General features: G+C 74.9%; 13 protein-coding genes. 3 read left to right on the forward strand and 10 right to left on the reverse strand.

Translation table 11 applies throughout. The annotated features are described in order from the left end of the window. Window positions 1-22 precede the first annotated feature (22 nt). Together O7633_RS15175 and O7633_RS15180 are read right to left on the reverse strand one after the other, a co-directional pair. Window positions 23-985, reverse strand: a complete 963-nt coding sequence (locus O7633_RS15175; protein ID WP_074472487.1) for a complex I subunit 1 family protein — start codon at window positions 983-985, stop codon at window positions 23-25. After that, on the reverse strand, window positions 985-1,653 hold the full coding sequence (locus tag O7633_RS15180; RefSeq protein WP_282328241.1) for an NADH-quinone oxidoreductase subunit C: 669 nt from the start codon (window positions 1,651-1,653) through the stop codon (window positions 985-987). The genes O7633_RS15175 and O7633_RS15180 overlap by 1 nt, the downstream gene beginning before the upstream one ends. 125 nt (window positions 1,654-1,778) lie before the next feature. On the opposite strand from O7633_RS15180, the gene O7633_RS15185 reads away from it, so the two are divergent. Beyond that, the gene (locus O7633_RS15185; protein WP_282328242.1) at window positions 1,779-2,825 is read left to right on the forward strand and encodes a glucose 1-dehydrogenase; all 1,047 of its coding nucleotides are present in this window, start codon (window positions 1,779-1,781) and stop codon (window positions 2,823-2,825) included. A 21-nt stretch (window positions 2,826-2,846) separates the two neighbouring features. Here O7633_RS15185 and O7633_RS15190 read toward each other — a convergent pair whose 3' ends face one another. From O7633_RS15190 to O7633_RS15220, 7 genes are all read right to left on the reverse strand, one after another. Further along, on the reverse strand, window positions 2,847-4,163 hold the full coding sequence (locus tag O7633_RS15190) for a DUF2252 domain-containing protein (protein ID WP_282328243.1): 1,317 nt from the start codon (window positions 4,161-4,163) through the stop codon (window positions 2,847-2,849). A gap of 271 nt (window positions 4,164-4,434) precedes the next feature. After that, complete coding sequence (locus O7633_RS15195; protein ID WP_282328244.1) at window positions 4,435-4,647, reverse strand: hypothetical protein; 213 nt, start codon at window positions 4,645-4,647, stop codon at window positions 4,435-4,437. Between the two features lie 602 nt (window positions 4,648-5,249). Then, complete coding sequence (locus O7633_RS15200) at window positions 5,250-5,981, reverse strand: hypothetical protein (protein WP_282328245.1); 732 nt, start codon at window positions 5,979-5,981, stop codon at window positions 5,250-5,252. Window positions 5,982-6,146: 165 nt separating this feature from the next. After that, the gene (locus O7633_RS15205) at window positions 6,147-6,707 is read right to left on the reverse strand and encodes an NADH-quinone oxidoreductase subunit B (protein ID WP_282328246.1); all 561 of its coding nucleotides are present in this window, start codon (window positions 6,705-6,707) and stop codon (window positions 6,147-6,149) included. An 88-nt stretch (window positions 6,708-6,795) separates the two neighbouring features. Next, window positions 6,796-8,385, reverse strand: coding sequence for an aminotransferase class V-fold PLP-dependent enzyme (locus O7633_RS15210; protein WP_282328247.1), 1,590 nt, complete (start codon window positions 8,383-8,385; stop codon window positions 6,796-6,798). Further along, window positions 8,382-9,842, reverse strand: coding sequence for an MFS transporter (locus tag O7633_RS15215; protein ID WP_282328248.1), 1,461 nt, complete (start codon window positions 9,840-9,842; stop codon window positions 8,382-8,384). The genes O7633_RS15210 and O7633_RS15215 overlap by 4 nt, the downstream gene beginning before the upstream one ends. A 32-nt stretch (window positions 9,843-9,874) precedes the next feature. Then, complete coding sequence (locus O7633_RS15220; RefSeq protein ID WP_074472481.1) at window positions 9,875-10,189, reverse strand: MGMT family protein; 315 nt, start codon at window positions 10,187-10,189, stop codon at window positions 9,875-9,877. Window positions 10,190-10,202: 13 nt separating this feature from the next. Between O7633_RS15220 and proB the strand changes: the two genes are divergently transcribed. Both proB and O7633_RS15230 read left to right on the forward strand, forming a co-directional pair. Beyond that, window positions 10,203-11,360, forward strand: coding sequence for a glutamate 5-kinase (proB, locus tag O7633_RS15225; protein ID WP_282328249.1), 1,158 nt, complete (start codon window positions 10,203-10,205; stop codon window positions 11,358-11,360). A gap of 69 nt (window positions 11,361-11,429) precedes the next feature. Then, window positions 11,430-12,674 (forward strand): glutamate-5-semialdehyde dehydrogenase, encoded by a 1,245-nt coding sequence (locus tag O7633_RS15230; RefSeq protein WP_282328250.1) that lies wholly within the window; start codon window positions 11,430-11,432, stop codon window positions 12,672-12,674. Between the two features lie 91 nt (window positions 12,675-12,765). Here the strand turns inward: O7633_RS15230 and O7633_RS15235 are convergent, their stop codons facing one another. Continuing rightward, window positions 12,766-13,740, reverse strand: coding sequence for a prenyltransferase/squalene oxidase repeat-containing protein (locus O7633_RS15235; RefSeq protein WP_282328251.1), 975 nt, complete (start codon window positions 13,738-13,740; stop codon window positions 12,766-12,768). Window positions 13,741-13,751: the final 11 nt, after the last annotated feature.

Raw genomic sequence — 13,751 nt, forward strand, 5'->3', positions numbered from 1 at the left:
TGCGTTAACAGGGGGCCCTTCCTTACATCCAGACGCGGACGGCGGCCGTAAGGACTAGCTGGGCCAGGGAGGCCGGCACCAGCACCAGCCAGCACAGCCGCTGGAGCTGGTCCTCGCGCAGCCGGGGGTACGACACCCGCAGCCAGATGATCACGAACGAGACGGCGAAGACCTTCAGCAGCGTCCACAGCCAGCCGAGCTGCGCGTCGGCGAACGGGCCCTGCCAGCCGCCGAGGAAGAGCACGGTGGTCAGCGCGGCGATCACCACGATGCCGACGTACTCGGCGAGCAGGAAGAACGCGAAGCGCAGCCCCGTGTACTCCGTCAGGTAGCCGAAGACCAGCTCCGAGTCGGCGACCGGCATGTCGAACGGGGGCCGCCGGATCTCGGCCAGCCCGGCGACGAAGAAGACGATCATCGCGGGGGCCTGCCAGAGCAGCCACCAGGGCCGCCACGCCTCGACGATGCCGGGCAGGCTCAGCGTGCCGGCCGCCATCGCCACCGACGCGGCGGCCAGCACCAGCGGCAGCTCGTAGCCGAGGAGCTGGGCGGCCCCGCGCAGCCCGCCGAGCAGGCTGTACTTGTTGGCCGACGCCCACGCCGACATCAGCACCGCCACCACGCCCACCCCGACCACGGCCAGGACGAAGAACAGGCCGATGTCCAGCGGCTGGCCCACCAGGTCGCCGGGCCCGAGCGGGATCACCAGCAGGGCGAGCAGGTAGGGCACCAGGGCCACCACCGGGGCCAGCCGGAACACCGCCCGGTCCGCCTCCCGGGGGGTCACGTCCTCCTTCTGCACGAACTTGACCCCGTCGGCGACGAGCTGCGCCCAGCCGTGGAAGCCGCCCGCGTACATCGGGCCGAGCCGGCCCTGCATGTGCGCCATCACCTTGTGCTCGGCCTGCCCGACGACGAGCGGCAGCGTGAGGAAGGCGACCAGCACGCCGACCACCCGCAGCACGGCCTCCAACCAGTCGGGCATCAGGCCGCGCCCCCGTCGCCCCGCGCCGCGCCCTCGCCCCGCGCCGCGCCCTCGCCCCGCCTCGCGCCGGCGGGCGGCCCGGCGGCCGGTGGCGACGTCGGCCCCCACTCGCCCGGGGCCGGCACCCCCGGCGGGCGCACCGCGCGGCGGCCACCGGCGGCGGTCGACTCGCCCGGCTCCTTCGCGCCCGGCCACGGCTTCGCCACCCGCGAGGCGAGCACGAAATCCTTGCGCAACGGGTGCCCCTCGAACTCGGGCGGCAGCAGCAGCGGACGCAGCTCGCCGTGCCCGGGGAAGTCGACGCCGAACATCTCGAACGTCTCCCGCTCGTGCCAGGCCGCGCCGGGGTAGAGGTCGACGACCGAGTCCACCCGGGGCGCGTCCCACGGCACCCGGGTGCGCAGCAGCAGGCCGTGCCGACGCCCCGTCGACCACAGGTGGGCGACCACCTCGCAGCCGTCGGCGAGCTGGTCGACGGCGGAGAGCCAGTCGAAGAAGTCGCAGCCCAGGTCGGCGTCGTCGCGGGCCGCGCGCAGCGCGTCCCGCCAGCTCGCCGGGGGTACGTCGACGGTGGCCCGCGCGTACGCCTGGCCGCCGGACACCGACGCGGTGGCCTCGACGGGCGCGAGCAGCGCGACCAGCCGCTGGCCGACCTCTTCGGGAGTCATGCCGCTGATCCTATGACCGACGCCGGTCACCCGGGGCGGCCCGGATGCCGGTTCTGCCGGGCGGACGGCGGGCCGGATGCCGGATTCGCCGAGCGGCGGCGCGCCCGGCGGGGAAGGATGGGGTCGTGCGCGCCGTGACCGTCAACCCCGGAGTCCGCGACTCGCTGCGCCTGGTGGACGACTACCCGGAGCCGCACGCCGAGGAGGGGGCGATCCTCGTCGAGGCGCTGGCCGTGGGGATCTGCGGCACCGACCACGAGATCGTCGAGGGCGCCTACGGCGAGGCCCCGCCCGGCGCGGCTGCCCTGGTGCTCGGGCACGAGTCGCTGGGCCGGGTGGTGGAGGACCCGAGCGGCACCCTGCGCCCCGGCGACCTGGTGGTCGGCATCGTCCGGCACCCGGACCCGGTGCCCTGCGCCAACTGCGCGGTCGGCGAGTGGGACATGTGCCGCAACGGCGAGTACACGGAGCACGGCATCAAAGGGCTGCCCGGCTTCGCCCGGGACCGGTGGCGGGTGCAGCCGCGCTTCGCCGTCGGGCTGGACCCCGTCCTCGCCCCGGTGGGGATGCTGCTGGAGCCGACCAGTGTGGTGGCGAAGGCGTGGGACCACATCGAGCGCATCGGTGCCCGCGCCGAGTGGCAGCCGCAGACCGCGCTGGTCACCGGGGCCGGGCCGATCGGCCTGTTGGCGGCGCTGCTGGCCACCCAGCGCGGGTTCGCCGTGCACGTGCTGGACCGCGCCGAGACGGGGGCGAAGCCGGACCTGGTCCGGGCGCTCGGCGCGACGTACCACACGGGGCCGGTGGGCGGACTCGACCTCGTGCCGGACGTGGTGGTGGAGTGCACCGGCGCGCCGGCGGTCGTGCTCGACGCGATGTGCAAGGCCGGGCCGACCGGCATCGTCTGCCTCACCGGCGTGTCCAGCGGCGGCCGGACCCTCGACTTCGACGCCGGGGCGCTCAACCGGGAGCTGGTGCTGGAGAACAACGTGGTGTTCGGCTCGGTCAACGCCAACCGGCGGCACTGGGACCTGGCCGCCACGGCGCTGGCCCGCGCCGACCAGTCCTGGTTGAACGCGCTGATCACCCGCCGGGTGCCGGTGGCGGAGTACGCGCAGGCGTACACCCCCACCGGCGACGACATCAAGGTGGTGCTGGACTTCACCCGGTGAGCGGGCCGGCCCCGGGCCTGATCAGATGCCGGGCAGCCGGCCGTTGCGGAAAAGGTCGACGAAGAGCTGATGGTCCTCGCGGGCCCGCAGCCCGTACGCGTGGGCGAACTCCACCAGGCCCGCGACGAACCCGTCGGGGTCCGTGTCGACCGCCGCGACGATCGCCTCCTCGGTGGAGTAGTCGACCAGGTCGTGACTGGACTCGTCGTCGGCGACCGAGTGCATCCGGGCCACCGCCCGGCCCAGGTCGGCCAGCACCCCGGCCAGCTCCTCCGGCTCGTTGACGTCCGACCAGTCCAGGTCGGCGGCGTACGGGGAGACCTCCGCGACGAGCTGCCCCGCCCCGTCCAGCTCGGTGAAGCCCAGCCACGGGTCGGCGTGGGCCTGGAGCGCCCGCTGCGACTCCGCCGTCCGGTGCCCCTGGTGCCGGAAGTACGACCGCACCCGCTCGTCGTCGATGTGCCGGGCGACCGCCGGCACCTGGGCCTGCTTCATGTAGATGACGACGTCGTTCTCCAGCGCCTCGGTGTGCCCCTCCAGCAGCAGGTTGTACGACGGGAGCCCGGCCGAGCCGATGCCCACCCCCTTGCGCAGCACGACGTCCTTGATGTGCGCGGAGACCGGGCGCAGGTTCGCCGAGGACTCGGGCAGGGTGCCCAGGTAGTCGGCGAACGCGGCGCAGACCTTCTCCCGGGTGTCGCCGTCGATCTCGAACACCCCGTCGCCGAGGGAGAACCGGCGCTCGTAGTTGTCGACGGTGGTCTGCGCGGCGAGCAGGTCCACCCGGGTGTTGAGCCGGGCCTGCTGGAGCACCCGGCGCAGCACCCCGTCGGCGTTGTCGAGGGTGATCGAGCCGATCGCGTCGTCCCCGCCGGCGGCGATGGCCCGCAGCTCCGTCAGGTACGACCGGGCGAAGCCGGCGACCAGGTCACCGATCGCGCGGTCGGAGAGCGCCTTGGCGTAGCCGAGCAGGGCGACGCTGGCGGCGAGGCGGCGCAGGTCCCAGGTGAACGGCCCGACGTACGCCTCGTCGAAGTCGTTGACGTTGAACACCAGCCGCCCGGAGGCGTTCATGTAGGTGCCGAAGTTCTCCGCGTGCAGGTCCCCGTGGATCCACACCCGGCTGGTGCGCCCGTCGAGGAACGCGTCGTCGGCGAAGTCGCCCCGCTGGTCGGCGTAGAAGAGCGAGGCGCTGCCCCGGTAGAACGCGAACGGCGAGGCGGCCATCTTGCGGAACTTGCGGCGGAACGCCGCCGGGTCGAGCGCCATCGACGCGCCGAACTCCTCGGTCAGCACGTCGACGATGAAAGCGGAACGCTTGTCCGCAGACTGGTTCATGGCCGCAGGCTAATCCCACCCCGCCACCGCCCCGCCTTCCCCCTTGGGTCGCGCCCAGCCGGTGAAGCGGTCAGCCAGCCGGGCAGGCAGGACAGCCCCGCAAACAGCTCGACGGCAGCTTCCTCCATCAGGGCGGCGAGGTGGCTCAGCAGGCCGTCACGGTCCTCCCGGTACACCGCCAGGAGACGCAGCTTGGCGGGCGAGCAGGGCCAGGCGATCCCGCACGCCCGGCAGCGCCAGGTGGGTCGACTCAGGGCGTGCTCCGGCCGCCTCATGCGGGCACCCGCACGCTGCGGGCGGCTCGGCCGGGACGACGGGTCGCCGTCGTCACCGCCCGACCCGGGGACAACCACCGCAGCCCGTCCCGCCGGACGAACAACTCACGCTTGGCGACCGCCTCACCCCGGGCGCCCAACTCGTACGCCTCGATCCAGGTCCAACCGTGGTAGGTGTGCGGGTCGGTCAGCTCCCGGATCGCCCGCACGACGATCGGGCGGACGAACTGCGGGCTCGCGGCGCGGGTCAGGTGCAGCAGGTCGCCCGCCCTGATCGCCCGCGCCGATCTTGCACTTGTGGCCCCCGAGAAGGGCGTTTTAGCCCGCTTTGCCTGGGCCGAAACTGCAAGATCGCGGGGGTGAGGGGGCTGCGCCAGGGGCGCATCGTGCCGGGGGAGCGGGATGGGGTGGATCTTGGAAGTTCTCGGCCCCCAGAGGGGCCGTCCGCTTTCAAGCTCTGTGAACTTCGGAGCGGGTTGCGTCGCAGGAGCGCTGCGGCTTGGGCAGGGATGCGAGGTCTCGCTCGATCCCGGAAAGGGTGGTCTCCTCGCCGCAACAAGGCCACGCGTTCACTGATCGAGCACGATCTTGTTGTGCCACGTCAGGTGCTCCAGAACCCACCCATGCGGGCCGCGGTGGGTCGGCTTCGACACCGGCCCCAGCTATTCAGGGGTGGCCCGTGTCCGGTTCGCCGCCGCCAGTCGGCACCCACCATGTCCCGTCCCGCTGGGGCGTCCCCGACAGAGCTGCCGCCTCGGTGGCGAGAGCGATCGGCATCCTGCGGGGAGGGCAACGGCGCGGGCGGGATGGGTCAGGAGCCCTCTGGCGGGTTCCAGACCGTGACATGGGCGGTCACCTGGAAGGAGTCGTCCGGGTAGCGGATGACCTTGAACATGGCGACGCGGTCCTTGTTGGTGGTCAGGCAACCGATTCTGCCGACCGGGATGTGAACCCACTCCGCGCCGTGCGTGGAGACGCGCTCGGCGCACTGCTGCCGCGAGGGCGTGCCCGGCCCCGGCCACAGGGCGAGCTGTCCCCATTCCGCGTGCAGCCCGTCATCCGCGCTCGCCGAGTCCCGACTGAGGTCCGCGTCGGTCGACGAGTACCTCTGCACCGTCGCCGGCACGGTGTCGAGATCGACGCCGTAGGTGGCGAACCCCACCTCGCCGCTCCACCGGACCCCGCCGTCGGACGGGGCGGCCGTGGTGGGGCCCGGCTCGGTCGACGACGTGGCCGCATGGCTCGGGGTGGCCGTGGGACTCGACGCGGCCGGGGAACTCGGCACCGGCGGGGCGCCGGCCGGGCTGCTCGCTCCGGCACTCGGCCTGGCCTCCGGTGGAGCGTCCCCGTCGTCGCCCCTGGTCGCCACGTAGATCGCCACCGCGGCCCCGAGCAGGGCTGAAACCAGGCCGATGAGCGCGCTCAGCACGGCCCCCCTGCCGCTGCCGTCCAGGCTCTCGTTGTAGTGGCGGCCCAGGCGTCGCCGCAGGGTCTGCCGCTCGCCGGGATTCTGGTTCCCCGACACGTCTTCTGGCACTCCCACCGCGGTCCCCTCTGCGCCTCGGCTGGCTGCCCGGAACACCAAGCATCGACATGGCCGATTATGCCGTGGCAGAGCACGCCAACCGAGCCCGAGACAGGTGCCCTGCCAGGGCCCGCAGTCGCCAGGCGCGCCGCCCCGGTCGGGGCGGGACCCGGTCGGCGGAGCTCAGTCGGGGCGGCGCATCGGTGGGGCGGTCAGCGACTCCACCGAACGGAAGGACCGGCCGTCGGCCGGGGAGGCCAGGGGGTCGGGGCGGGGGACGCCACCGATCCCGGACTGCTCGGCGGCGATCTTCTCCTGGAGGCGCAGGATGCCGTGCAGCAGCGCCTCCGGGCGGGGCGGGCAGCCGGGCACGTACACGTCGACGGGGATGAGCTGGTCGACGCCCTTGGTCACCGAGTACGAGTCCCAGTAGGGGCCGCCGCAGTTGGAGCACGCGCCGAAGGAGATGACGTACTTGGGCTCGGGCATCTGGTCGTAGAGCCGCTTGATCGCCGGGGCCATCTTGTCGGTGACCGTGCCGGAGACCACCATCAGGTCGGCCTGGCGCGGGCCGTGGGCGAACGGGATGACGCCCAGCCGGATGAAGTCGTGCCGGCCCATGCTGGTGGCGATGAACTCGATGGCGCAGCAGGCCAGGCCGAAGTTGAACACCCACAGCGAGTAGCGACGGCCCCAGTTCAGCACGAACCGGATCGGCTCCCCGAGCACTGCCGGCAGCTGCACGACCGCCCCCTCTCTCCTCCGCGCCAGTCAACCACAGCCGCCGCCCGCCCCGAACGGGACAGCTCGGGGCGGGCGGCTCAGGGGCAGCTCAGTAGGTGGGGCGTTGCAGCAGGCCGACGAACTCGACCAGCAGCCGCTCCCGCAGGGCCGGCGGGGCGGCGTCGAGCAGGGCGTTGACGGTGGCGTCCGGCGCGAAGCCGCCGCCGGGGCCAACCGCCGCGTCGCCCGGGCCGGCCGCCGCGTCGCCGGGGCCGGCCGCCACGTCGCCAACGCCGGCCACCACCGGGCCCGGGCCAACCGCAGCGCCGCCGAGGCCGAGGGCGGCGGCCAGGCCGGCGACCAGCTCCGGGGTGAGCGCTTCCGGGGTCAGCGTCGCGGCGAGCGCGGTCAGCTCGGCGGGCAGCTCCACCGGGCCGGCGGCGCGGGCCGCCGCCGCCGCGTCGGCCAGGTCGGGGCCGAACTCCGCCACCCGGGGGGCCACCGCGGCGGTCACCGTGAGGTGCACGCTGGCCGGCAGGTCACCGTACGAGAGTTGGGGCTGGGTGTGCCAGCCGCGGGCGGTCAGCTCGTCGACCAGCACGAACAGGTCCAGCGTCGGGTCGGTGGAGGTGAAGCAGACCACCGTCGACTCGGGCTCGGCCAGCAGCCGCAGCCCGTCGGTGCCGCGTACCGCGGCGGCGAGCCCGGCCACGGCGTCGCGGGTGGCCGCCGCGAGCCGCAGGTAGCCGTCCTCGCCGAGGTGGCGCAGGGTGGCGTACGCGGCGGCGATCGGGCCGCCGGAGCGGGTGGAGGCGATCACCGGGTTGACCATCGTGTAGCCGGGCCAGCCGGCGTACGCGAAGAACTGCGGGGCGCGCAGCGCCGGGGTGCGGTGCAGCAGCACGGAGACGCCCTTCGGGGCGTACGCGTACTTGTGCAGGTCGACGGAGATCGACGTGACGCCGGCGACGGCGAAGTCGAACGGCGGCACCGGCTCGCCGAGGCGGCGCAGCCAGGGCAGCGTCCAGCCGCCGAAGCAGGCGTCGACGTGGCAGCGCACCCCCGCCTCGGCGGCCACCGCCGCGATCTCGGCGACGGGGTCGACGACGCCGTGCGCGTACGAGGGGGCGGAGCAGGCCACCAGGACCGTGTCGGGGCCGATCGCGGCGGCCACGGCGGCGGCGGACGGCCGCAGGGTCACCGGGTCGACGGGCACCGGGTCGAGGGCGACCCGCAGGTAGTGGGCGGCCTTGGCGAACGCCGCATGGGCGGTCACCGGCACGGCGATGCGGGGCGCGGCGACGTCGGGGCGGGCGTCGCGGGCGGCCTTCACGGCGAGGATCAGCGACTCGGTGCCGCCGCTGGTGACGCTGCCGACGACGTCGGGGGCGTTCGTGCCGGGGCCGCCGCCGAGCAGCCGGGAGGCGGCCCCGACCAGCGCGTTCTCCATCGCCAGCAGCGACGGGAACGCCGTCGGGTCGAGGCCGTTGACGTGCGCGCTGCTCGCGTGGGCGGCGGCGGCCAGCTCGTCCAGGCCCGGCACGGCCGGGTCGTAGACGTACGCGAAGAGCCGCCCCCCGTGGGTGGGCCGGTCCCCCGCGCGCAGCGCCTTGACGTCGCCGAGCACCCGCTCGGCCGGCAGCCCGCGCTCCGGCAGCGCCCGGCCGGTGTCCTGGCCGGTGTCCTGGTCGTCGCTCATGCGGCGGTGACGTTCCTCTCGTGGTGGCCGGTCCCCTGGTGGCCGGCGGCGACGGTCAGCAGGTCGTCCCGGGTGAGCGTGTAGTGGCGCAGCAGGAGCAGGGGCGGGCCCACCAGCAGGGCGGGCAGCACGGTGAAGCCCAGCAGCACGCCGAGGCGGGCCGCGTCGGACTGGACGGCCGCCGTGCCGGTGTCGGAGGAGACGTAGCCGCTGAGCTGGAGCACCAGGCCGTAGATGCCGGGGCCGAGGGCGAGGCCGAGGGTCTCCCCCGCCGTCCACAGGCCGGTGAACACGCCGGCCTGCCGGCGGCCGGTGCGCGCCGTGTCGTACGCGATGCAGTCGGGCAGCATGGCCAGCGCGAAGACCTGCTGGCCGGCGTACCCGACGCCGATGACCGCGACCACGAGATAGACCGCGACGGCCGGCAGCGCCGGCGCGGCGACCAGGCCGGCGGCCCCCGCCGTGAGCAGCACGGACGCGGCGACCAGCGCGGACCGCTTGCCGACCCGCGCGCCGACGCGGGTCCACAGCGGCATCACCAGCAGCGCCGGCCCGACGAAGCAGGCGAACAGCACGGTCGGGCCGGTGGTGGGGTCGCGCAGCACCTGGTCGGCGAAGTAGCTGACCCCGGCCAGGATGGTGGCCACCCCGGCGGACTGGATCACGAAGCAGACCAGCAGCGCCCGGAACGGCCGGTTGCGGGCGGCGACGGCGAGCTGGGCGCGCAGTGTCGGCTCGCTCTCGCCGACCGTGCCGGTGGGCGCGCCCCGGGTGCCGAGGAACGCGCCGAGGGTGCCGAGCACGATCAGCGCGGCGACGAACAGGCCCATCCAGCGGTGCCCGGCGACGCCGTCGCCGCCGGCGGTCACCACGGCGGGGGCCACCGCGCCGGAGACCAGGATGGCCACCGCCAGCACCGCGATCCGCCAGCTCATCAGCCGGGTACGTTCGGCGTAGTCGTCGGTCAGCTCGGCCGGCATCGCCACGTACGGGACCTGGAAGAACGCGAACGCGGTCGCCGTGGCGAGGAAGGCGAGGGCGACGTACGCCCCGGCGGCCGGGCCGGCGTCGAACGGGGCGGCGAAGATCGCGGCGAACAGCACGGCGAGGGCGAGCCCGCCGAGCAGCAGGTACGGCCGGCGGGCCCCCCAGCGCGACCTGGTGCGGTCGGAGATCCGCCCGGCGACGGGGTTGACCAGCACGTCCCACGCCTTCGGCAGGAGCACCAGCAGGGCGGCCACCCCGGCGGCGACGCCGAGGGTGTCGGTCAGGTAGGGCAGGAGCAGCAGCCCCGGCACGGTGCCGAAAGCCCCGGTGACCAGGGAGCCGAGGGCGTAGCCGGCGTGCACCCGGCGGGGCAGGACGTGGCCGCCGGACTGCGGAGCGGCCCCGCCCGCGCCGGGCTGCGGCGCCTGGGCCGCGGGCGGCGTCCCGGGTCCGGCGGGCGGCAGCGTCATGACGCCGAATGTTACTCACGTTACGGTCGCGGTCACATCCCCTCTTCCGGCGACCAGGCCGCCGCGGCCATGTCCACCCCCGTCCCGCCCAGCGGGGCGCCCTCGGCGCGCAGCCGGGCCCGCGCCTCGACCTCGTGACCGGGCGGCAGCCGGCCCGCCGAGGTGACCACCCGGTGCCACGGCACCCCGCCCCCGTGCCGGGCCATGATCGAGCCGACCAGCCGCGCCGACGCCCGCCCCGAGCGCTCGGCCAGCGCGTCGGCCACCGCGCCGTACGACATCACCCGGCCAGGCGGGATGCGCTCGACCAGCTCCAGGACCGCCTCGACGTACTCCGCAGGTGTCACGAGCTGCCACGATATGGGAACGCCGCCGGGGCCCGCCGACCCGACCGCGCAGAATGGGCGGGTGCGTCTCGCAGTCACCTCGGCCCGGCGGGTCGTCGTCAAGATCGGCTCGTCCTCGCTGACCACCGCGTCCGGGGGCCTCGACGACGCCCGCGTCGACGCGCTGGTCGACACCCTCGCCCGGCTCGCCGCCGACGGCCGCGAGGTGGTGCTGGTCTCCTCCGGCGCGATCGCCGCCGGGCTCGCCCCGCTCGGGCTCAGCCGCCGCCCGCGCGACCTGGCCACCCAGCAGGCCGCCGCCAGCGTCGGCCAGGGCCTGCTGATCGGCCGGTACGCGGCCGGCTTCGCCCGGCACCGCCTCACCGTCGGGCAGGTGCTGCTCACCGTCGACGACGTGACCCGGCGGGCGCACTACCGCAACGCGTACCGGACGCTGCGCAAGCTGCTCGACCTGCGGGCCGTGCCGATCGTCAACGAGAACGACACCGTCGCCACCGAGGAGATCCGCTTCGGCGACAACGACCGGCTCGCCGCCCTCGTCGCCGCCCTCGTCCACGCCGAGCTGCTGGTCCTGCTCTCCGACGTCGACGCCCTGTGGACCGGCGACCCGGCCCGCCCCGGGTCGACCCGGATCACCGACGTCCACGACGAACGCGACCTGGCCGGCGTGCAGATCGGCGGGGCCGGGCGGGCCGGCGTCGGCACCGGCGGCATGGTGACCAAGGTCGAGGCGGCCCGGATCGCCACCGGCTTCGGCATCCCGGTGGTGCTCACCGCCGCCGGACTCGCCGCCGCCGCGCTGGCCGGCGACGAGGTCGGCACCCTGTTCCACGCCGAACGCAGACGCCCGACCGCCCGGCTGTTCTGGCTGGCCCACGCCACCACCCCGCGCGGCCGGCTGCACCTCGACGCGGGCGCGGTGGCCGCCGTGGTGGGGCGGCGCAAGTCGCTGCTGCCGGCCGGGATCACCGCCGTCGACGGGGCGTTCACCGCCGGCGACCCCGTCGACCTGGTCGACTCGGGGGGCGCGCCGGTGGCCCGGGGGCTGGTCAACTACGACGCCGTGGAGCTGCCCGGGCTGCTCGGCCGCTCCACCGGCGAGCTGGCGGCGGCGCTCGGGCCGGCGTACGAACGTGAGGTCGTCCACCGCGACGACCTGGTGCTGCTGTAAGCAGGGGCCCCCTGTTAACGCATTCTGTTGTACAGGGGTCCCTTCCTAACACCGTGAGGAGTGAGCTGGATGAGCGTCGTCGAGCAGGCCAGGCGGGCCCGGGGCGCGGCGGAGGCCCTGGCGGTCGCCACCCGCACCACCAAGGACGCCGCGCTGGTGGCGATGGCCGACGCGCTGGTCGCGCGTACCGCCGAGATCGTGACCGCGAACGCGGCGGACCTGGCGGCCGGGCGGGAGGCCGGGCTGAGCGCGGCCATCCTGGACCGGCTCGCCCTCGACGCCGCGCGGGTGGCGGGCATCGCCGACGCGCTGCGCGAGATGGCCGCGCTGCCCGACCCGGTCGGCGAGGTGGTCCGCGGCTCGACCCTGCCCAACGGGCTGGAGCTGCGGCAGGTCCGGGTGCCGTTCGGGGTGGTCGGGATCATCTACGAGGCCCGCCCCAACGTGACCGTCGACGCCGCCGGGATCTGCCTGAAGTCGGGCAACGCGGCGCTGCTACGCGGCTCCGGCTCGGCGGCGCACTCCAACGCGGCCCTGGTCGCGGTGCTGCGCGACGCGATCGCCGACGCGGGCCTGCCGGCGGACGCCGTGCAGCTCCTCGACGCCAGCTCCCGCGACTCGGTCAAGGAGCTGATGCGGGCGCGCGGCCTGGTCGACGTGCTGATCCCGCGCGGCGGGGCGTCGCTGATCCGCACCGTCGTCGAGGAGTCGACGGTGCCGGTGATCGAGACGGGGGTGGGCAACTGCCACGTGTACGTCGACGCCGCCGCCGACCTCGCCAAGGCCGTCGCGATCACCCTGAACGCGAAGACCCAGCGCCTGTCGACCTGCAACACCGCCGAGTCGCTGCTGGTACACGCCTCGGTCGCGGACGCGTTCCTGCCGGCGGTGCTGGCCGCGTTCGCCGAGGCCGGGGTGACGGTGCACGGCTCGCCGGAGGTCGCCGCGTACTCGTCGGCGGTGGTGCCGGCGACCGACGAGGACTTCGCCACGGAATACCTGTCGGCCGACATCTCCGTCGCCGTCGTCGACTCGCTCGACGCGGCGGTGGCGCACATCCGCCGGTACGGCACGGGGCACACCGAGGCGATCGTCACCGACTCCCAGTCGGCGGCCCGCGAGTTCGTGGCCCGGGTCGACGCGGCGGCGGTGATGGTCAACGCCTCGACCCGGTTCACCGACGGCGGCGAGTTCGGCTTCGGCGCGGAGATCGGCATCTCGACGCAGAAGCTGCACGCCCGGGGGCCGATGGGCCTGCCGGAGCTGACCAGCACGAAGTACGTCGTGACGGGCGACGGCCACCTGCGGGGGTAGGGGTAAGGAGGGGCCCCCTGTTAACGCATACGGTAGAGAGGGGTTCCCTTCTCACCCCGCTGGGCGGAGCACGAGGCAGGCAGCGGGCCGGTCAGCGGCAGGCGCGGATGGCCGCCAGGGTGGTGTGCACGTCGAACTGGTGGCCGTCGTCGCTCTCCCAGCCGCCGTCGCTGCGCTGGGTCTCGGTCAACCGGCGGCGGGCCGCGACCAGCGTCCAGTGCTGCTCGTCGACGCCGACCCGGCGCAGGGCGGCCGCCAGCGACGCCGCGTTGGCCGGCGAGAGCTTCGGCATCCGGTCGGCCAGCGCCACCTGGATCCGGGCCGACTCGTAGAACAGCTCCTGCTGGTGGAAGACCGCCGCGCTCAGCCAGCCGACGGCCAGGTACGACGGGAAGGTGCCGTCCGGCTGGAGCTGCCCGACGAGGGCCCGGACGCCGGCCTGCACGGAACCGGCGTACGCGTCGCCGGCGAGCTGGTTGCCGGCGAGCTGGTTGCCGGCATGCGGGCTGCCGGTCGCCTGGCCGGGCGGGCCGGCCGGCCACCGGGGGTCGGGCGGGTGCGCCGACCAACGGGGGTCAGGCGGATGAGCCGACCAGCGGGGGTCGGGCGGGTGCGTCGACCAGCGGCCGGGCGGTGCGGCGGCCCGCGCCGCGTCCAGGTCGGCGACGGTGAGCCAGAAGGTGACGGTGGCGGTCAGGTACAGCCGCGCCTCGGGGTCGCCGGGCCGGGCCCACCAGGGGGCGTCGTCGGCGAGGGCGGCGTCCTCCTCCCAGCCGCCGTCGGCCTGCTGCCGGGACGCGAGCCAGTCCAGCGCCCGGCGGGCGGCGGGCCGGCCGAGCGCGCCGAGGTCGTCCAGCTCGGCGAGGCGGAAGCAGGTGGCGTCGACCGAGGCGAGGTCGGTGCCCCACACGGCGGGCCAGCCGCCGGTGGGCGTCTGCCCCACCTCGGCGCTGTCGAGCAACTCCGGCGACGGTGTCGCGCCGGCCCGCAGCCAGGACAGCCGGGCCCGTTCCACCGCGTCACCGTGCGCCACCACGAACCCGATCGCGGCGTCCAAGTCGACCACGGCAGGAACGC

It is taken from the genome of Micromonospora sp. WMMD712, from assembly GCF_029581295.1.
In the GTDB taxonomy this organism is placed as follows: domain Bacteria; phylum Actinomycetota; class Actinomycetes; order Mycobacteriales; family Micromonosporaceae; genus Micromonospora; species Micromonospora carbonacea.